Consider the following 20,974-nt stretch of genomic DNA (forward strand, 5'->3'; position numbering starts at 1 on the left):
TGTGAACCGAAGAAAGTGTCTAAAGGTAGGTAAAACTCTTCTATTTGTAGAAGAGTTTTTTTATGTAAATAAAAGGCTCTCGAGCAATTCGCATAATAAGCTTGTTCTAATTTAGCGTATACGAACTTACAATAATAATAGACAGGCAGCATAGAGGAGGGAATAGCGTGAGGAAGGTTATCGGTTGGTCGTTTTTTTTGTACGTTGGATTTGCGTTACTTATATATTGGTATTTATTTGGATGGAATCATGAACTTATTCCGGACATGTATAAGGGAACGAGTGCAGATCCAGAAACGTTTATGAGTGCTAGAGAGCTTACGCTAAGCCAAGATTATTCGCGCGTGAAAAATTTACTATACTTTTTAGCGACGCCTCTTGAATGGATTATTTTATTATTTGTACTTGTGCTAGGTATTTCAAGAAAGTTTGAGAAATGGTCGAAGGAAACGACTAAAATAAGTGTTTTGCAAGTTGCGATTTATTTCTTTTATTTATCATTATTGACAACAGTGCTTGCCTTACCGATGCAATGGATTGGCCGGAAAGTGTCCGTTGATTACGGCATTTCAACACAAAGTACACAAAGCTGGATAAAAGATCATGTTATCGGTTTTTGGGAAAGTTATGCGACTATGTTAATCGTAGTTACCGTTCTATTATGGCTTATCCGTAAATTTCCGAAGAGATGGTGGCTCGCAGGATGGGCGCTCTCTGTTCCATTTACAATCTTTTTAACATTCATACAGCCTGTCGTTATTGATCCACTGTATAACGACTTCTCGACGCTGAAAAATAAAGAATTAGAAACGAAAATTTTAGCGATAGCAGACAAAGCGGACATTCCTGCTAAACACGTATATGAAGTAAACATGTCAGAAAAAACGAATGCATTAAATGCTTACGTAACAGGAATTGGTCCTAACGCTCGTATTGTAATGTGGGATACAACGCTTAAGCAGTTAAAAGATAAAGAGATTTTATTTATAATGGCTCATGAAATGGGGCATTATGTTATGAAACATATATATTTTGGCGTTGCAAGTTATGTATTGCTATCGTTTATAGGTATGTTTTTAATTAGTCGTATTATAAATATGTGTATTCGCAAATGGGGAGATACATTGCAAATTTCAAAAGTAGCATGTTTCTCCATTTTACCTTTATTTTTCTTAATTTCTTCTGTCCTCTCTTTTGCAGCACAACCAGCAACAAACTACGTTTCACGTATAGAAGAAAGAGCCGCAGATCAATATGCTTTAAATATGACGAAGGACGGGAAATCTGGTGTGAAAACTTTTCAATATTTATCAAAAACAAGTTTAAGCCAAGTAAATCCGCCTGCGTTAGTAAAATTTTTCTTATACACGCACCCACCAATTTTTGAAAGAATTCATACGTTTGAACAATATGAGAAACAAAGCAAAAAGGAGTAGCATGATAGCTACTTCTTTTTTTATAGGGATATAAGTTTGATATTGGGAATATTTATCATTGCTTTTTATTGCGATTTTGTAAATAATAAGCTATAAAATTCTAAAAATCTATATATAAAGGAATAAAGGTGGAAAAATGTATTTTTTACAAAATTTAAAAGTGAAATATAAATTATTAGCGCTTATTTCATTAGCAGTTTTAGGTATGGTAATTATGAGCAGTGTAGCAATTCATTCTATTAATAAGATTAAGCACGATACAGAGGTTGTAGTAGATGATTATCAATATTCTGCAATTTTATTAGAAGGAATGCTTCGTACACAAAATTCATTAGAATATAACTTACTAGAATTAATTACGGCATCACAAAATGAAGTGGCAAATAAAGAGGGGATAATTGATAATATTGAAAAGGATCTTAAAAAATATGATTCTTTATTAAAAGAATATGATGATGGTTTTAATTTAAGTAAGCAAGAGGATGAACTATTTCAGAAGATGAAGAAATCTTTGCCAAGTTATAAAGATACATATAAAAAATTATTTGAAAAGGCGAAGGTAACAAATGAGCCACAAATGGTAAATGAATTTCAGAAGGAATTAAAACCGAAGGGAATAGAGTTAGCTGGTTATGCAGTGGATCTAGAATCGTATGTTTCAAATTTAGCTGACCAAGTATTTGAAGATTCTCAAAAAATGATTGATCGTTCCGTTATTACCTTTATCATTCTTGTAGTAGTTACTACAATCGTTATATGTATAGTAAGTTATATTATTAGCAAGCTCATAGTTGCTCCTTTACAAACGGTTAGTCGTATGATGGAAAGAGCGAAAGAAGGAGATTTAACCGTACATGGTGATTATACTGCTAAGGATGAATTAGGTATATTAGTAAGTAATTTTAACGAGATGATTGCAGGGCTAAGAACAAATATGCAAGAAGTAGAGAATAATATTCAGCTTTTATTCCAACATGCAGACGGAGTAGTATCTGCATCAGAAGTATCTAGTAGTGCAGCGAAGAAAATCACTATGGATATTGAAGAAGTTGCAAATGGTGCAGAGAGTCAAATGCAAGCAATGGAACAAACTGCGGGTGCGATGGAAGAGTTGACGCAAGGAATGCAGAGTATAGTCAATACATCATCCTCTGTAAATGAATTATCTGCTCAATCAGCATTAGATGCAGAGAGTGGTAACAAATTAATGAAACAAATGATTCAACAGATGGATACAATCCAAAATTCGGTACATAGCGGTGTGAAACAAGTAGAGACTATGAAAGAACAATCAGAAGAAATTGTTAAAATCATTGATGTTATGCAAGGTATTACCTCCCAGATTAACTTATTAGCATTAAACGCCGCAATTGAGGCTGCACGTGCTGGTGAAAGTGGTAGAGGATTTGCAATTGTGGCAGATGAAGTGCGGAAATTAGCAGAACAATCTAGTGATTCTGCAAAACAAATTGAGAATCTTATTACTCAAGTTATGGGAACAACGAACCATACGGTACATATGATGGGGAAAGTAGATAATGAGGTACAGGCAGGTACACAAGTAGTAATGCATACAGAAAAAGTATTTGGAACAATTACAGAAAAAGTACAGCAAGTATCTGAGCAAATTCAAACGGTATCTATGTCTACAGATGAAATTGCAGCGAGTAGTGAGGAAATCTCGGCTTCTGCAGAAGACATGGCTCAAATTTCCCAAAGATCATCTGACCGAACTGATAGGGTAAAAGAGTCTATTCAACAGCAAGAAAAATCTGTTCAAGAGATTTCGGTTTCAATTGAACATATGCATAACGCAGCAGGAAAATTAAAACAAATAGTTGCCCAATTTACTCTTCAAAAGTAGTAGCATATTTGAGTGTTAATAAATATAAAAAAATCATCCTCTTTTAAGAAAAAAGGATGATTTTTTTATCCTGTTATTTGCTGGGCAGTAAGACCCCCACCTCAAAATTCAGTGAAAAATGCTACCTCTGAAATATAAACCATGAATATAGTAACCTCCATTAGGCATCTCCTTTAGGTGCCAATAAAGGGAAGTTATAAAGTGAAAAGGAGTTTATAAAGAGATTGTAGAATGTTTTAGTATATAACACCTTAGATGTGACAACTTCCTTTTTGAAAAAGAAAGAAGGGGGTATAAAGCAGAAAGGTAGTGGAAATATTTCTTCTAGAAGATTTGCATTTTATCTTACATTCACAAAAAATAGTACTCCTGAAACAATGAAGTTCATTTTATTTGAATGAAATAGGGAGAGAGGATAATGAAGAAAAAAATATTGGGTGTAATGATGATTGCGACAATGGCAGGAGGTATATTTGCAGGGGCGAATGTGACACCTGTAAAAGCGGAAGAGTATCCACAAATGATTGTGTTTGAAGATGTTCCATACGGATTTTGGGCATATGATGCTATTATGGATTTAGCGTATCATAAAATTATATTAGGGTATGGAAACGGGAAGTATGGTGTTGGCGATCTTATAACACGTGAACAAGTAGCTGGGACTATTTACAGAACACTTGAGATAAAAGAAGAAGGGCCAGTAGCGAATCCATATAAAGATGTTTCTCATAGTACAACCACTTTTAAAAAGGAAATTTTAGCGTTAACAAAACGTGGTGTTTTTACAGGGGATGGCCAAGGGAATTTTAGGCCGAAAGCACCAATCTCTAGAGCGGAAATGGCTGTCATTTTAAAACGAGCATTTAATTTTGAAACGAAACAAAAACATACATTTAAAGATATTCCAAAAGGTCACTGGGCAGAAGATGCAATTAGTGCGTTACAATCTAATAATGTTGTGAGAGGAACTGGGAATGGCATGTATGAATTAAATCGCCCTGTACCTAGAGAACAATATGCTCAGTTTATTAATAATGCGATTATTAATTATCATTTGAAAGAGGATTGGAAGTAGAGTGAAATATGAAAGCACAAATAGAAAAATTTGTGCTTTTTTGTTTGTTTAAAAAAGAATTATTATTCGTATTTATGTATTTTTATGGTTATAAACAAGCTTTTAATCAACCCGATGAAAAAGACATGATGTGTAATATGATTCACAAAACCGTCACGAAATGTGTCGGAAAATATATTGTCACTATACCATTTATTCTGTATATTTTTAAAAAAACATATACATATTGGGGAGATAATTTGATGAGCAAAAAATTATTAAAAACAGCTACAGCATTAACAATTATGGGTGGGGTGTTATTCTCAGCAGAGAGTAATAGTGTAAAAGCGGAAAGTGCACCGTTGCAAAAGGCAAATACAATTGTATTTAAAGATGTACCAAAAGGACATTGGGCATATGAGGCAATTCATGAATTAGCGGAACAAGAAATAATTTTGGGATATGGCGATGGAATATTCGGTTTTGGGGATAATGTAACACGTGAGCAAGTTGCAGCTTTAATTTACCGTGTGTTTGATATGGAAGAACAAGATGAATATGAAAACCCATATGGAGATATCGATGAAAATTCAACAAGCTTTATCGAGGAGATATTGGCTCTAACGGAAATCGGAATTTTCCAGGGAGACGAGAATGGAAACTTTAGACCGAAGGCGACGTTAACGCGTGCGGAAATGGCACAAGTTCTTACGAATGCTTTTGACCTACAGGCAAAGGGATCTCATAACTTTAATGATGTTTCAGCAAATTCATGGGCAACGAATGCAATTAGTGCAGTACAAACAAATGGTATTACAATGGGAATCGGAGAAGGTAAATTCGGTCCGTCTATGAAGGTAACGAGAGAACAATACGCACAGTTTTTACATAGAGCAATATTGCATGATATGGAACAAGGGCAGTAATAAAGTTTAACTAGTCAAAGTGAAATTCAAAAATAATACAAAAAGGTCGTTGTTGTATAACAGCGGCCTTTTTTGTATGAAATAAAGCGCGAAAGAATGGCGTTTTGAAAAAAAACGAAATGAATTTTCGAAAAAAACTTCCTTTTCTGAAGATTTGTTATATAATATAAAACATGAAATCAAATCTGTTATAAAACAGTTTAAGAAGGGGATGCTAATATGTCGACGCAAACTTCACGGGTTACACTCGTTGGAGAAATGTTACCAGCGTACAGCGAAATATTGACACCTGAGGTGCTTAGTTTTTTGAAGGAACTACATGAGAATTTTAATGAGCGCCGCATAGAACTTTTACAAAAACGTGTAGAAAAACAAAAGAGAATTGATGCAGGGGAGTTTCCGAAGTTTCTAGAAGAAACAAAACACATACGTGAAGCGGATTGGACAATTGCCAAGCTGCCAAAAGACTTAGAGGATCGCCGTGTAGAGATTACTGGACCGGTAGATAGAAAGATGGTCATTAACGCTTTAAATTCAGGAGCGCATCTTTTTATGGCGGATTTTGAAGATTCGAATTCACCAACTTGGGAAAATGCAGTGGAAGGCCAAATCAATTTACGAGATGCAGTAAAGGGAACGATTTCACATGAAAATGATAAAGGGAAAGAATATAGATTAAATGAGAAAACAGCTGTACTCATTGTACGTCCAAGAGGATGGCATTTAGAGGAAAAGCATATGCAAGTTGATGGGAAAAATATGTCGGGTAGCTTAGTAGACTTCGGCTTGTACTTTTTCCATAATGCGAAAGCTCTTTTAGCAAAAGGGAGCGGCCCATACTTTTACTTACCGAAAATGGAAAGTTATTTAGAAGCGAGATTATGGAATGATGTATTCGTATTTGCTCAAAAATATATCGGCATTCCAAATGGAACGATTAAAGCAACTGTGTTACTGGAAACGATTCACGCTTCGTTTGAAATGGATGAAATTTTGTATGAGCTAAAAGATCATTCTGCTGGCTTAAACTGCGGAAGATGGGATTATATTTTTAGCTTTTTAAAGAGTTTCCGTAATCATAATAAATTCTTACTACCAGATAGAGCACAAGTCACGATGACGGCGCCATTTATGCGTTCGTATTCTTTGAAAGTAATTCAAACATGTCACCGCCGTAATGCACCAGCAATTGGAGGAATGGCGGCACAAATTCCGATTAAAAATAATCCAGAAGCAAATGAAGCAGCTTTTGAAAAAGTGCGTGCTGATAAGGAACGCGAAGCTTTAGACGGTCATGACGGGACTTGGGTTGCCCACCCTGGACTTGTACCGGTTGCAATGGAAGTGTTTAATCACATTATGAAAACACCAAATCAAATTTTTAGAAAACGTGAAGAAATATGTGTAACAGAAAACGATTTACTAGAGGTACCGGTGGGAACGATTACAGAAGAGGGCCTTCGCATGAATATTAGCGTAGGTATTCAATATATTGCATCTTGGTTAAGCGGACGGGGAGCAGCACCCATTTATAACTTAATGGAAGATGCGGCAACAGCTGAAATTTCAAGAGCACAAGTATGGCAATGGATTCGTCATGAAGGTGGAAAACTAAATGATGGTCGTAATATTACGCTTGAATTAATGGAAGAATTAAAAGAAGAAGAATTAGCAAAAATAGAAAGAGAGATTGGTAAGGAAGCCTTTAAGAAAGGGAGATTCCAAGAGGCGACAACGTTGTTTACAAATCTCGTTCGAAATGATGAATTCGTACCATTTTTAACATTACCGGGTTATGAAATTTTATAAAAAATGAAAAGGGGATGGAACAAATGAAAAACGAAAGAATCGAGAAGTTACAAGAAAGCTGGGAATTAGATGAGCGTTGGAAAGGGATCACACGTCCATATTCGGCAGAAGATGTAATTCGCCTGCGCGGGTCAATTGATATTGAACATACGTTAGCGCGTCGTGGTGCTGAGAAGCTTTGGACATCGCTTCATACAGAAGACTATATTAACGCACTTGGCGCATTAACAGGAAACCAAGCGATGCAACAAGTAAAAGCTGGGTTAAAAGCGATTTACTTAAGTGGTTGGCAAGTAGCAGCTGATGCAAACCTTTCTGGGCATATGTATCCAGACCAAAGTTTATATCCAGCGAACAGCGTACCTGCTGTAGTAAAACGAATTAATCAAACGCTTCAACGTGCGGATCAAATTCAGCATATGGAAGGAAGCGATGATACAGACTATTTCGTACCGATTGTAGCAGATGCAGAAGCTGGATTTGGTGGGCAATTAAATGTATTCGAACTGATGAAAGGTATGATTGAAGCAGGTGCATCAGGTGTGCATTTTGAAGATCAATTATCTTCAGAGAAAAAATGTGGCCATTTAGGCGGAAAAGTACTACTACCAACGCAAACAGCAGTACGCAATTTAATTTCTGCACGCCTTGCAGCAGATGTAATGGGAGTGCCGACAATTATCGTTGCAAGAACAGATGCGGATGCAGCTGATTTAATTACGAGCGATATTGATCCTGTTGATAAAGCATTTATTACAGGAGAAAGAACATCAGAAGGGTTTTACCGTACGAATGCAGGTCTTGATCAAGCAATTGCGCGCGGTTTAGCGTATGCACCGTACGCAGACCTCGTTTGGTGTGAAACGTCAGAACCAAATTTAGAAGATGCAAAACGATTTGCGGACGCAATTCATAAGGAGCATCCAGGGAAGCTACTTGCATATAACTGCTCACCTTCATTCAACTGGAAACAAAAACTAGATGAAAAAACAATTGCAAGCTTCCAAAAGGAAATCGCATCTTACGGTTACAAGTTCCAATTCGTAACACTTGCTGGATTCCATTCATTAAATTACGGTATGTTTGAACTAGCACGTGGCTATAAAGAGCGCGGCATGGCAGCATACTCTGAACTACAACAAGCAGAATTCGCAGCTGAAAAACATGGCTACTCTGCAACACGTCATCAACGCGAAGTAGGAACAGGTTACTTTGATGAAGTGGCACAAGTGATTACAGGCGGAACTTCATCAACGACAGCGTTAAAAGGATCTACGGAAGAAGCACAGTTTACGAAATAAAAGGAAGGGGCACCTTTTTGAAAGGTGCCCCTTGTTATTTTCTAAACGATTCGAAAAGAGAGATTGAGTTGTCGGCAAAAAACGATACTAACTTTTCTTTATTACTAAATCAACTCCACTCAGCCCTATGATCACGAATAAACTTCATATCTTTCTCATAATGCTCTAGATGTCCTTCATCGATCATTCTTTGGAAATTCAAGTCGCCTTCTTGAGCTTTTCGTTTCATATATGTACATAACCCTTCTAATCGAAGCAACACCATTCCTAAGTAATCTTCATCCATATTTTTATCATAGGACTGAACGAACAAATTCACTCTCTCTTTAATACGATCTGCATGTTGCGATGAGTCATAATGAACGGCTTCACCGGATTCAGTATAATACACTCTACTTAAAGGCACACAAGTATAGAGTGTATAAGCGATATCCCATAGTCTTGGACCAGGAGCAGCAACATCGAAATCAATAATCCCTACTGGCTTCTCATTATTAAAAATAATGTTATATATGGCAAAATCATTGTGACATAAAACCTCAATGTTATTTGGAGTATGATCCATCGGTTTCCAATCAGCTAATAACGGAAAATCACTTACAGCATCATGGTAAAGGCGGAGCATCTTTGCTATTTTTTTTAATACATCATTAGATCGCATATATTCTTTTAAAGGATAATTGCCAGCTTCTCCTTCAATAAAGGATAAAATCTCTCTATCTTTTTCATCTACACCTAAAAACTTTGGAGCATAATGAAATCCTTTGTTTTCTAAATGTTGCAATAGCTTATGAATCTTTTCACTGCCTGGCTTTAACTCTCGCCGAACAGTATTTTCAGAACGATATACGCTTGAGACGTTTCCCCCTGTTAGCCTTTCTTCTTTAGCGTAGTTTGACATGTGAAAATTCCCCCTGTGATTAAAAAATCCAATTCCAAATAGTGAATAGACCAACAACGGCAGAAAAGAGAAGGGAAGCAAGCAATGCTAGACAGCCAAAAGGAACTAGCTTATCTTTCCATGTTTCTTTATACTCATAAATTAACTCCTCTGCTACTTTCTTCTGCACTGAAGATAAAGGTTGATCTTTATACAAACCTTTTATATGGTTAGAATCGCCTTTAAACTTTAAAGCACGTGCAATATGATGAGGACTATTTCCCATTGATTTTTCAAATAATAAACATGATTCATGCATAATATCTGTTTTATGCTCTTCTAGATACCAGTAACGTCCAGCCATTTCTGGATATTGTAATTTATAATAAATATCTCCGAGTTGTTTTCGAAGATGTAATTCATTTGGGTATGTAAAGATGAGGCCATGCAACCTATCTCTTGCTTTTCCAAGATTATTATTTTCAATATCCTCTTCAATTCTTTTTAATGTTTTTCTAGGAATTTTATTGGTCATAAATTCCTCCTTATTTAGAATAGAGATAATTATATTTTATAAGAAATACTAAAAATTAGAAATTCTATTTTCGAAAAAGATTGTACATTTTATTTTAATGTGCTATGATGATGTCAGTTGAATAGTTAAATTAAGCAATCCATATGTTATCAAGTGCTGAAAACGAACGAGAAAAAGTATGTGAGAACTAGTTTATGTTTCGTATTTGATAATGTGTGGATTCTTTTTTTAGACAGGAAGACTAAAAAATTTAAAATTTGTATTTTCTTAGGAGGAAATAATTATGGCAGTAACAGGACAAGTAAAATGGTTTAACAACGAAAAAGGTTTCGGTTTCATCGAAGTTCCAGGCGAAAACGACGTATTCGTACACTTCTCAGCAATCGAAACTGACGGTTTCAAATCTTTAGAAGAAGGTCAAAAAGTTAGCTTCGAAATCGAAGACGGTAACCGTGGACCTCAAGCTAAAAACGTAATCAAACTATAATTTTATAGTTGATGATGGAAAAAAGGATGGCTAATGCCATCCTTTTTTTGTTGTGGAGAAAGTTTTTTTAGAGCCTGTTTTTATATCTAAATCTCTTTTTCGATGTTACAACTGGTAAAAAATTATCTGGAATGCGTATTAGTTTCTGTAGAAGAATTAGTTCAGCAAGAGCATTTGCTGCGTATGATAGTAAATAACTATAAATTTGTATTCTCTGTTGAAATGGGGAAATCTTTTCCAGATAGACCTTGAGTAACATCTTTTTTGTTAGCGTTGTTGTTGGAATTTTGTACGTTTTGAGATGATGTTTCTAACAGTTGTTCTTGTTCCTTACTAGGGGTATTCAGAGCATCTGAGGGAATGCTATTAACCTGCTGATTTAATGGATTTTCTTTATCCATAGTATACAACTCCTTTGTAGAATTCGATAAAAAGCAATGTAATTATAAATAGCTACTTATATATATTGTGTTTTTGAATGACATTATATACAAAACTTATATTGCAAAGTTAACTAATTAACGAATTGTTAGTGATGGATAAAGATGTACAAATTTTAATTTTTTAATAAAAATTAAAAGCGGGTAACAAGTACAAATACTCTTTCTCATGTTTTATATAAGGATCATATTACAAATCAAAAAAGATGTAGAGAACCTTGGAAGAAAATATAGTCGTTTTTTAGGGGGAAGAAGAATAAATAAAATGATACTACGAATGTAAAAAGGCATTCCATAAAGGAAGGCCTTTTATTGTTCTTGCCCTGATTTTTTCTTCTCACGTTTTTTACATTCTGGACATTTTGATTTACGAAACGGTTTGGCAAAGAATAGCAGAATGAAAAATAAACCGAATATAATACTAGCTGAGTTTTTCACGATAATGACGCTACTATTTTTCATTTGAATCGATGGTTGGATCTCTTTTTCTTCCATAGTGGCCCTCCATATATTGGATTTACATTTTAATTATAGCAAAGTTAGTTGTTGTAATGATGTGAAATGAGGAATGGATAATAAATATTTATAGGTAGTATAAATGCTGTTTTTATAACTTTAAAATTAATTAATTTATATATTTTGATTTTATTGTTTAACAAATGTTTGATAAATGATAAAAAATTGTAAAAAAGCGGAACTTGTAAGCTATTTCCTTTTCATAGATGCTAAAATTATATATGCAGCTGCTAATATAAATGGAAAAAAGGAGATAATGGAGTATGGAAAGTAAAGTGGAACGCTATGTCGAAAATTATGTTGTAACGAAAAATACGATGGCCTTACTTCCTGTTATTCTAAGTGAAAAGAAAATTGTTACGCGAGTCGTTGAAATGAATGATTCTTTTTTCGTATTTCAAAAACCTCTAGATATTATAGAAAGAAGTTGCCGCAAGCATGGCTCTAGTTTCTTAGGCAGAAAAGAAGGAACGAAAGAGTTAACTCATATTACACATAAAGCACCGATTGCGATTAGTCCAGCAGATCAACTTTATTTTTTCCCTACCTATTCTTACTCTAGAAAAGAGTGCGCTTGGTTGTCTCATTTTTATATTGAAAGTAATAAAGAATTAGAAGATGGAAATCTTATTATTAGATTTATAAATGGCTTTGCTGTGAAATTAGAAATATCAAAAACTAGTTTTGAAAATCAACAAAATCGTACAGCGAAATTACGTACTGAATATGAAGATCGTAGGAAAAAACAAGGGAATCCTTGTTTTAAAGAGGTCGATAAAAAAGAGGAATCAACATTAAGACCCGCTTATGAGAAGGTGTATTTTGTGAAGGAAGGCGAAGTGTGAAAGGATGGGGGAATCCCCATTCTTTTTTTGTTTGTCAGTCAGTCTTTGTAGATAAGGCGATATATTTAGAAAATCACCAGTATAATTTCATTTACCGATAAAAACCGAAAAACAATCTAAATAACAAAATGAACGACACGTCCTGTCGAATATTGATAGATTATCATAGCTAAATAATGAAGGAATTCTTATGAAAGATATGGAAACTTTAATAAATACATCTCCGTATGTCGTATCTACCATTTCCTCTTTCATATAAGCAATGATACAGTAGGGATAGTATTTAGAGTAAAGGGGTAAAGTGTAGAATGGATTTTCAGACAATCAAAGAGTATTTTTCACCAGAAAATATGGATCATATTGTTGAGAGTTATAAAGCGTTCGGACCACTTCTTGGTATTGGTTTACCGATGATAGAGGCGTTGATTCCGGTATTACCGCTTATTGTATTTGTACTGGCGAATGCTGTTGCATTTGGCTTTTGGCTCGGTTTTCTTTATTCATGGCTTGGATCAGTAATGGGTGCATTACTTGTCTTTTTCATCATCCGCCATTTTGGTCGCAGTCGTTTCTTTTCGTTTGTAAATAAGCATGAGAGAGTACGAAAAGCAATGGGGTGGATTGAAAGGAAAGGATTCGCACCGATTTTTGTTATATTTTGTTTTCCGTTTACACCGTCAGCGCTAATAAATGTTGTCGCTGGTTTATCCCGAATTAGTGTAAAACAGTTTGGTCTAGCGTTAGCATTCGGAAAACTTGTGATGATTTTTATTTTAACGTATATCGGTCATGATTTAATGTCATTTATTCATAATCCAGTGAAATCAGTTATTGTAGGGATTGGTATTTTTATTTTATGGTATGTCGGTAAGAAAATCGAAGTAAAGTTAGAACTACATTAAGAATAGTCTTCTTTGTAAAGGAAAGCTTCAGTATTAAAGGATAAGGGGAGAAGCAGATGAAGAAAACTTTGAAAAAAGAAGGCATAGAGTGGATACGAACAATTTTAATTGGTGTATTATTAGCTGTATTTTTTCGAACGTTTTTCTTTTCAACGTATGTTGTAGAGGGGAAGTCAATGATGCCGACATTGCAAGATGGCAATATGCTAGTTGTAAATAAGGTGAGTTATCAAGTTGGGGACTTGAACAGATTTGACGTTGTGGTATTTCATGCGAATAAAAAAGAGGACTATGTAAAGCGGGTTATCGGTTTACCTGGAGATCATATTGAATATAAGCAGGATAAGTTATATATAAACGGTCAATTTATTGATGAGCCGTATTTAGAGAAGTATAAGAAAGAGATAAATGGAAGGCAACTAACAGGCGACTTTACATTAGAAGAGTTAACGAAAGAAAAGCTGGTGCCACCCGGGTTTATTTTTGTAGTAGGTGATAACCGGCTCGGGAGCTGGGATAGTAGACACTTTGGCTTTGTAAAAGCTGATACAGTTGTCGGTAAAGTTGATTTGCGATATTGGCCAATTCAAGAGGTGCAAACGAATTTTTCAAAAGGTTGATATAATGAAGTAGAAGTATAGAAAAGACAAACAACTCAGTTTGTCTTTTTTCGTGTACTATAATACAATTATAGTAGCAAACTAACGTTCGTTATGTAAGTGAAAGGTGGGGTTACATGTCACTTCGATTTGTAATTGGTAGAGCGGGAAGTGGAAAAAGTACACTTTGTTTACGCGAAGTGCAAGAAGAGTTAAAACAACGCCCGAGAGGGAAAACAATATTATATCTTGTGCCAGAACAGATGACATTCCAGACGCAGCAGGCGTTAATTGGAAGTGAGGATGTAAGAGGTTCTATTCGGGCACAAGTTTTTAGTTTTTCACGATTAGCGTGGAAGGTACTACAAGAAGTTGGCGGAGCGAGTCGTCTTCATATTGATGAAGCGGGTGTACATATGTTACTCCGTAAAATTGTAGAGTCTCGTAAAGATGGATTATCGGTGTTCCAAAAAGCAGCGGAGCAAAACGGTTTCTTTGAACATCTTGGCAGTATGATTGCAGAGTTTAAACGTTACAATGTAACGCCATCTAACGTATATGAAATGTGGCAACAATTGGATGCGCATAGTAGCAGTGCCGAACAAAAGTTACTAGCGAATAAAGTGTATGATTTACAGCTATTATACGATGATTTTGAACGTGCTTTAATTGGAAAATATTTAGATTCAGAAGACTACCTGCAATTGCTAGTGGAAAAGCTTCCGCAGTCTGAATATGTAAATGGTGCGGAAATTTATATAGATGGATTTCATTCATTCTCCCCGCAAGAGTTAGAGATTGTAAGACAGCTTATGATTTGCGGAGCGAGAGTTACGATCACGTTAACGATAGATGAAAAAACGTTAGCACAGCCAGTAAATGAACTCGATTTATTTTATGAAACGACGTTAACGTATGAAAAAATAAAACAAGTAGCGCGTGAAGAGAAAATAGAAATTGAAAAAACAATTCCACTTATGGAACAGCCGCGTTTTCATTCTCCCGCATTAGCGCATTTAGAAGCTCATTATGAAGCGCGTCCGAATGAAAAATTTAACGGTGAAGCGAGTGTAACGATTAGCACAGCTGCGAATTTACGAGCGGAGGTAGAAGGTGTTGCTCGTGAAATTCGTAAACTTGTTGCGAATGAAAAATATCGTTACCGAGATATTGCAGTGCTTCTTCGTAATGGGGAAAGTTATTACGATGTGATGCGCACGTTATTTACAGATTACAATATCCCGCACTTCATCGATGAAAAGCGCCCGATGTCACACCACCCATTAGTAGAATGTATTCGTTCTGCACTCGAGATTATTAGTGGGAATTGGCGTTATGATGCGGTGTTCCGCTGCGTGAAAACAGAGCTTTTATATCCATTAGACGTAAGAAAAGAAACGATGCGTGAAGAAATGGATGAATTTGAAAATTACTGTTTAGCGTACGGTGTACAAGGAAAGAGGTGGACTTCAGAGGATCCATGGATGTATCGCCGTTATCGTTCTCTTGATGATACGAACGGGATGATTACAGACAGTGAACGTGAAATGGAAGAGAAAATAAATAGGTTACGTGACGTTGTAAGAACACCTGTTATTCGCATGCAAAAAAGGTTAAAGCGTGCAGGAACAGTTATGCAAATGTGTGAAGCAGTTTACTTATTTCTAGAAGAGCTGGATGTTCCGAAAAAACTAGAAGAATTACGTATACGTGCAGAAGAAAGTGGAGATTTCTTATTTGCGACAGATCATGAACAAGTATGGGAAGAAGTAATGAGCCTTCTTGATACGTTTGTAGAGATGCTTGGTGAAGAGAAAATGTCTCTTTCTATGTTTACGGACGTTATGTCGACAGGTCTTGAGGCACTTCAATTTGCTAACATTCCGCCGTCATTAGACCAAGTGTTAATTGCTAATATTGATCACTCCAGGTTATCTGACGTGAAAGCAACGTTTATTATAGGTGTAAATGAGGGTGTTATTCCAGCAGCACCTATGGACGAAGGTATGCTTTCTGATGAAGAAAGAGAAGTTCTTGGTGCAGCAGGGATTGAATTAGCGCCAACGACGAGACAAACTTTGTTAGAAGAACAGTTCGTTATGTATCAAATGGTAACGAGAGCATCTGAGAAGTTATATATTTCATGCCCGCTTGCAGATGAAGAAGGAAAGACGTTACTTGCGTCTAGCTTTATTAAGAAAATAAAAAGAATGTTCCCTAATGTGAAAGATTCATTTATTACGAATGACGTAAACGATTTATCACGTTCAGAACAAATTTCATACGTAGCAACGCCAGAAGTAACGTTATCTTACGTTATGCAGCAACTACAAACGTGGAAGCGATACGGATTTGAAGGGAATTTAGACTTTTGGTGGGACGTATATAATTTCTACGTAACTTCAGATGAATGGAAACAAAAAAGTAGCCGCGTCTTATCAAGTTTATTCTATCGAAATCGTGCGAAGAAACTAAGTACAGCAGTAAGTAGAGATTTATACGGAGATATAATTAAAGGAAGCGTCTCTCGTATGGAACTATTTAACCGTTGTGCATACGCTCATTTTGCGCAGCACGGTTTATCGCTTAGAGAGCGTGATATTTTCAAGCTTGATGCGCCGGATATCGGCGAATTATTCCATGCGGCATTAAAGAAAATTGCGGACAAGTTATTGCGTGAAAACCGTACTTGGGCGGATTTATCCATAAAAGAGTGTGAGCATCTTTCTGTTTTAGTAATAGAAGAAATCGCACCGTTATTACAACGACAAATTTTATTAAGTTCAAACCGTCATTTCTATTTAAAACAAAAACTACAACAAATCATTTTCCGTACGTCAATCATTCTTCGTGAACATGCGAAGTCAAGCGGATTCGTACCAGTTGATTTAGAAGTGCCGTTCGGTATGGGTGGTACAGGCTCACTTCCGCCGATGGAATTCTCATTACCAAATGGTGTGAAGATGGAAGTTGTCGGCCGTATTGACCGTGTTGATAAGGCAGAAGATGAAAACGGGACGTTCCTACGTATTATTGATTATAAATCAAGTTCAAAAGCGTTAGATTTAACGGAAGTGTATTACGGATTAGCACTTCAAATGTTAACGTATTTAGATGTTGTTACTTCGAATGCGCAGACGTGGATGAAAAAAGGTCACGCAGCATCACCAGCTGGTGTATTGTATTTCCATATTCATAACCCAATCGTTGAGATGAAAGGTGACGCATCTGAAGCTGAAATTGAAAAAGAAATTTTAAAGAAATTTAAAATGAAAGGACTCGTATTAGGAGATGCTGATGTTGTTCGTTTAATGGATAACAAACTTTCAACAGGAAGTTCAGATATTATTTCTGCTGGCCTGAAAAAAGACGGTAGCTTTAGTGCGCGTTCAAGTATTGCAAGTGAGCAAGAGTTTAACGTACTGCAAAAATATGTACACCATACGTTTGAAAATATCGGAAAAGATATTACAGAAGGTGTTATCGATATTGCTCCTTATAAAATGGGAAATAAAGCAGCATGTACGTTCTGTAACTTCAAATCTGTTTGTCAATTTGATGAGTCGCTTGAAGATAATCAGTTCCGATCGTTAAAAGATATGAAAGATAGCGAAGCGATGGAGAAAATAAGAGAGGAGGTTGGCGGAGAATGATAGAAAATTGGCCTAAAAAACCAGAAGATAGTCAATGGACAGATGACCAGTGGAAAGCTGTTGTAGCGAACGGGCGTGATATTTTAGTTGCGGCTGCAGCTGGATCAGGTAAAACAGCAGTATTAGTTGAACGTATTATTAAAAAGATTATTAATGAAGAGAATCCAGTCGATGTCGACCGCCTGCTCGTTGTAACATTTACGAATGCAGCGGCGCAAGAGATGAAAAACCGAATCGGGGAAGCGTTAGAAAAGGTATTAATTGATGAACCAGGCTCTCAACACGTAAGAAAGCAGCTGAGCCTATTAAATAAAGCTTCCATTTCAACAATTCACTCATTCTGTTTACAAGTAATTAGAGGATATTACTACATGCTTGATGTTGATCCTCGTTTCCGTATTGCGAATCAAACAGAAAATGAATTGTTAAAAGAAGAAGTGCTAGATGACATATTAGAAGAAGAGTACGGAATCGAAGATAATACAATCTTCTTTGAACTTGTTGATCGTTATACGAGTGACCGTAGTGATGATGACTTACAACGTATGATTTTAGCGCTTCATACAGAGTCAAGAGCGCATCCAAATCCGGAAAAATGGCTTGATAAATTAGTAGAAGCATATGACGTAGAAGGAAAGACAATTGAAGATTTAGTATATGCTTCTTATTTATTAGAAGATGTGAAATTCCAGCTTGAAACAGCGGAACAGCATATTCGTAAGGCAACTGAACTCGCAATGCTTCCTGACGGTCCAGCGCCTCGCATTGAAACCCTGCAAGCAGATGTAGCTTTACTTGGAACGCTATCATCAGCTGCTCATGAGTCGTGGACAAGTTTGTATGAAGCGATGCAAAACGTATCGTGGCAAACGTTAAAGCGTATTAAGAAAAGTGATTACAATGAAGATGTTGTAAAACAAGTAGACTCTCTTCGTAATAAAGCGAAAGATGAAGTGAAGAAATTACAAGAAGAGTTATTTAGCCGAAAACCTGAAAGTTTCTTACGAGATTTTCAAGATATGCACCCAGTATTAGAAAAGCTTGTTCAACTTGTAAAAGTATTTACAGAGCGTTTCCAAGCGATGAAGCGAGATAAAGGAATGGTCGATTTCACAGATTTAGAGCATTTCTGTTTACAAATTTTAAGTGAACAAAGTGAAAATGGTGAAATGAATCCGTCAGCAGTGGCGCTTCAATATCGTAATAAATTTGCTGAAGTATTAGTCGATGAATATCAAGATACGAATTTCGTACAAGAATCGATTATTAAATTCGTAACGAAAGATTCTGAGAGTGAAGGAAACTTGTTCATGGTTGGTGACGTAAAGCAGTCGATTTATCGTTTCCGACTAGCCGAACCAGGACTATTCCTAGGAAAATATAAACGCTTCACACAAGAAGGATTGGGCGGTGGAATGAAGATCGACTTAGCGAAAAACTTCCGTAGTCGTCATGAAGTACTAGCAGGTACGAACTTTATCTTCAAACAAATTATGGGTGAAGAAGTCGGAGAAATCGACTACGATGCAGACGCTGAATTAAAGTTAGGTGCTACCTATCCAGAAGGTGAAGATGTAGCGGCAGAACTACTGTGCATTCAGCAAACGGAAGAAGAAGTAATAGACGGAGAAGAAGGTGCAGAAGTCGAAAAAGCACAGCTTGAAGCTCGTCTTATGGCGCAGCGCATTAAAGTGATGGTTGATTCAGGTTATGAAGTGTATGACCGTAAAAATGATAGTATGCGCCCAGTACAATACCGCGACTTCGTTATTTTACTTCGCTCCATGCCGTGGGCACCGCAAATTATGGAAGAGTTAAAACTACAAGGAATTCCAGTATATGCAGACCTTGCGACTGGTTACTTTGAAGCGACAGAAGTAAATATTATGATGAACGTATTCCGCGTTATTGATAATCCGATGCAAGATATCCCGCTTGCAGCAGTACTTCGTTCACCGATCGTTGGATTAAATGACGAAGAACTTGCGACGCTTCGTGCTCACGGAAAGAAAGGGTCATTTTATGAAGTAATGAGCTCATTCTTAAAAGGGGCACCACTTGAAGAGGAGCAAGAACTTCATGATAAATTAGAGTGGTTTTATAACTTACTGCAAGGATGGCGTGAATTCGCGCGCCAACAATCACTTTCTGATTTAATTTGGAAAGTGTACGGTGAGACAGGTTATTACGACTTTGTTGGCGGTTTACCAGCTGGAAAGCAAAGACAGGCAAACTTACGCGTACTATATGACCGTGCAAGACAATATGAGGCAACATCATTTAGAGGATTATTCCGCTTCTTACGTTTTATTGAACGTATTTTAGAACGCGGTGATGATATGGGTACGGCGAGGGCCCTCGGTGAACAAGAAGACGTTGTTCGCATTATGACGATTCATAAAAGTAAAGGGCTAGAGTTCCCAGTTGTATTTGTAGCTGGACTCGGTCGTCGTTTTAATACACAAGACTTAATGAAACGTTTCTTATTGCATAAAGATTTCGGTTTCGGTTCGCAATTTATCGATCCGCGTAAACGAATTAAATATACAACATTATCACAGCTTGCGATTAAGCGTAAAATGAAAATGGAATTAATTGCGGAAGAAATGCGCGTACTATACGTAGCATTGACGCGTGCGAAAGAGAAGTTAATTTTAATTGGAACAGTTAAGGATGCAAATAAGGAAATGGAAAAATGGCTCGATGCGAGGGAACATAGTGAATGGTTATTACCAGATCATATACGTGCCGGGGCGTCTTGTTATTTAGACTGGATTGCACCTTCATTATATAGACACCGTGATAGTGAAATGCTTCTTGAATTAGGACAAGGAAGCATTCCGGATGAAATTTACGGGTATGACACGAGCTGGAAAGTAGAAGTTGTGGATGGTAATACGCTACTTGCACCAGAGCCAGTTCAAGAAGAGAAACAAGAATTATTAGAAGCGCTTCGTGAGAAAAAGGCTGTGCCATTACAAAGTGAACGGAAAGAAGAAGTGTACGACAGATTAATGTGGAAGTACGGATATGAGGATGCGACATCTCATCGTGCGAAGCAATCTGTTACAGAAATAAAGAGAAATTATCAATCTGAAGAAGGTAGCGATAACGCCTTTATTAAAAAACTACGTGCACCAATTAAAACACGTCCGCGCTTTATGGAGAAAAAAGGGTTAACGTACGCAGAGCGCGGAACAGCAGTCCATGCCGTTATGCAGCATGTTGATTTGAAGAAGCCGATTACGGTTGAAGTTCTTCAAGAGCAAATTGCTGGAATGGTAAATAAGGAATTATTAACATTCGAGCAGGCGGAAGAAATAGCGATTGAAAAAGTAATTTCATTCTTTGACAGTGACTTAGGCAAAAGGGTATTAGCGGCGAAAAGTGTTGAGCGTGAAGTACCATTTACGATGATGCTTGCAGCAGAAGAAGCATATCAAGATTGGAAAGGGAATAGCGGGGAATCGATCCTTGTCCAAGGGGTTATCGACTGCATGATTGAAGAGGAAGATGGCATTACGTTAATCGACTTCAAAACAGATACGATTGAAGGGAAATTCCCAGGCGGATTCGAACAAGCGAAACCAATTTTAGAAGATCGATATAAAGTGCAGCTTTCGTTATATGCAAAAGCACTGGAGAAAAGCTTACAACATCCTGTGAAAGAGAAATGTTTATATTTCTTTGATGGGAATCACGTTGTAAATATTAAAGAATAGAGGGG

At 36.5% G+C, this 20,974-nt stretch carries 16 protein-coding genes and 1 pseudogene; 13 read left to right on the forward strand and 4 right to left on the reverse strand.

The window, feature by feature from the left end; translation table 11 throughout:
• The first annotated feature begins 167 nt into the window (after window positions 1-167).
• From MHB52_RS06355 to aceA, 7 genes and pseudogenes are all read left to right on the forward strand, one after another.
• A complete protein-coding gene (locus MHB52_RS06355; RefSeq protein ID WP_001233273.1) occupies window positions 168-1,436 on the forward strand; it encodes a M48 family metallopeptidase in 1,269 nt (422 codons plus the stop codon).
• 136 nt (window positions 1,437-1,572) lie between these two features.
• Window positions 1,573-2,352 (forward strand): annotated as a pseudogene (locus MHB52_RS36765) (MCP four helix bundle domain-containing protein); the annotation flags it as partial.
• Window positions 2,353-2,508: 156 nt separating this feature from the next.
• The gene (locus MHB52_RS36770) at window positions 2,509-3,300 is read left to right on the forward strand and encodes a methyl-accepting chemotaxis protein (RefSeq protein WP_404978265.1); all 792 of its coding nucleotides are present in this window, start codon (window positions 2,509-2,511) and stop codon (window positions 3,298-3,300) included.
• 418 nt (window positions 3,301-3,718) lie between these two features.
• Complete coding sequence (locus MHB52_RS06365; protein WP_061663892.1) at window positions 3,719-4,375, forward strand: S-layer homology domain-containing protein; 657 nt, start codon at window positions 3,719-3,721, stop codon at window positions 4,373-4,375.
• Between the two features lie 137 nt (window positions 4,376-4,512).
• Entirely contained in the window at window positions 4,513-5,280 is a 768-nt protein-coding gene (locus tag MHB52_RS06370; RefSeq protein ID WP_114159535.1) for an S-layer homology domain-containing protein, read from the forward strand.
• A gap of 219 nt (window positions 5,281-5,499) precedes the next feature.
• Complete coding sequence (gene aceB, locus MHB52_RS06375) at window positions 5,500-7,089, forward strand: malate synthase A (protein WP_000107347.1); 1,590 nt, start codon at window positions 5,500-5,502, stop codon at window positions 7,087-7,089.
• 23 nt (window positions 7,090-7,112) lie between these two features.
• A complete protein-coding gene (aceA, locus tag MHB52_RS06380) occupies window positions 7,113-8,390 on the forward strand; it encodes an isocitrate lyase (protein ID WP_080451632.1) in 1,278 nt (425 codons plus the stop codon).
• A gap of 109 nt (window positions 8,391-8,499) precedes the next feature.
• Here the strand turns inward: aceA and MHB52_RS06385 are convergent, their stop codons facing one another.
• Together MHB52_RS06385 and MHB52_RS06390 are read right to left on the reverse strand one after the other, a co-directional pair.
• The gene (locus MHB52_RS06385; protein WP_000073796.1) at window positions 8,500-9,291 is read right to left on the reverse strand and encodes a phosphotransferase; all 792 of its coding nucleotides are present in this window, start codon (window positions 9,289-9,291) and stop codon (window positions 8,500-8,502) included.
• Window positions 9,292-9,310: 19 nt separating this feature from the next.
• Window positions 9,311-9,805 (reverse strand): DUF6584 family protein, encoded by a 495-nt coding sequence (locus MHB52_RS06390; protein WP_000182391.1) that lies wholly within the window; start codon window positions 9,803-9,805, stop codon window positions 9,311-9,313.
• A 283-nt stretch (window positions 9,806-10,088) separates the two neighbouring features.
• Between MHB52_RS06390 and cspA the strand changes: the two genes are divergently transcribed.
• Entirely contained in the window at window positions 10,089-10,292 is a 204-nt protein-coding gene (gene cspA, locus MHB52_RS06395) for an RNA chaperone/antiterminator CspA (protein ID WP_000301518.1), read from the forward strand.
• A gap of 197 nt (window positions 10,293-10,489) precedes the next feature.
• Here cspA and MHB52_RS06400 read toward each other — a convergent pair whose 3' ends face one another.
• Together MHB52_RS06400 and MHB52_RS06405 are read right to left on the reverse strand one after the other, a co-directional pair.
• Window positions 10,490-10,693, reverse strand: coding sequence for a hypothetical protein (locus tag MHB52_RS06400; RefSeq protein WP_000356922.1), 204 nt, complete (start codon window positions 10,691-10,693; stop codon window positions 10,490-10,492).
• A gap of 348 nt (window positions 10,694-11,041) precedes the next feature.
• On the reverse strand, window positions 11,042-11,227 hold the full coding sequence (locus MHB52_RS06405) for a hypothetical protein (protein WP_000391373.1): 186 nt from the start codon (window positions 11,225-11,227) through the stop codon (window positions 11,042-11,044).
• A gap of 284 nt (window positions 11,228-11,511) precedes the next feature.
• Here MHB52_RS06405 and MHB52_RS06410 point away from each other — a divergent pair, with 284 nt between their 5' ends.
• The 5 genes from MHB52_RS06410 (at window position 11,512) to addA (ending at window position 20,969) form a co-directional block, all read left to right on the forward strand.
• The gene (locus MHB52_RS06410) at window positions 11,512-12,093 is read left to right on the forward strand and encodes a competence protein ComK (RefSeq protein WP_000444439.1); all 582 of its coding nucleotides are present in this window, start codon (window positions 11,512-11,514) and stop codon (window positions 12,091-12,093) included.
• Between the two features lie 308 nt (window positions 12,094-12,401).
• Window positions 12,402-12,995, forward strand: coding sequence for a TVP38/TMEM64 family protein (locus MHB52_RS06415; RefSeq protein WP_000347520.1), 594 nt, complete (start codon window positions 12,402-12,404; stop codon window positions 12,993-12,995).
• Window positions 12,996-13,051: 56 nt separating this feature from the next.
• A complete protein-coding gene (lepB, locus tag MHB52_RS06420) occupies window positions 13,052-13,615 on the forward strand; it encodes a signal peptidase I (RefSeq protein ID WP_000751910.1) in 564 nt (187 codons plus the stop codon).
• 116 nt (window positions 13,616-13,731) lie between these two features.
• The gene (gene addB, locus MHB52_RS06425) at window positions 13,732-17,247 is read left to right on the forward strand and encodes a helicase-exonuclease AddAB subunit AddB (RefSeq protein WP_000058600.1); all 3,516 of its coding nucleotides are present in this window, start codon (window positions 13,732-13,734) and stop codon (window positions 17,245-17,247) included.
• Window positions 17,244-20,969, forward strand: coding sequence for a helicase-exonuclease AddAB subunit AddA (gene addA / locus MHB52_RS06430; protein WP_061663894.1), 3,726 nt, complete (start codon window positions 17,244-17,246; stop codon window positions 20,967-20,969). The genes addB and addA overlap by 4 nt, the downstream gene beginning before the upstream one ends.
• The last annotated feature ends 5 nt before the right edge of the window (window positions 20,970-20,974 follow it).

It is taken from the genome of Bacillus sp. FSL K6-0073 (genome assembly GCF_038006085.1).
GTDB lineage: Bacteria > Bacillota > Bacilli > Bacillales > Bacillaceae_G > Bacillus_A > Bacillus_A cereus.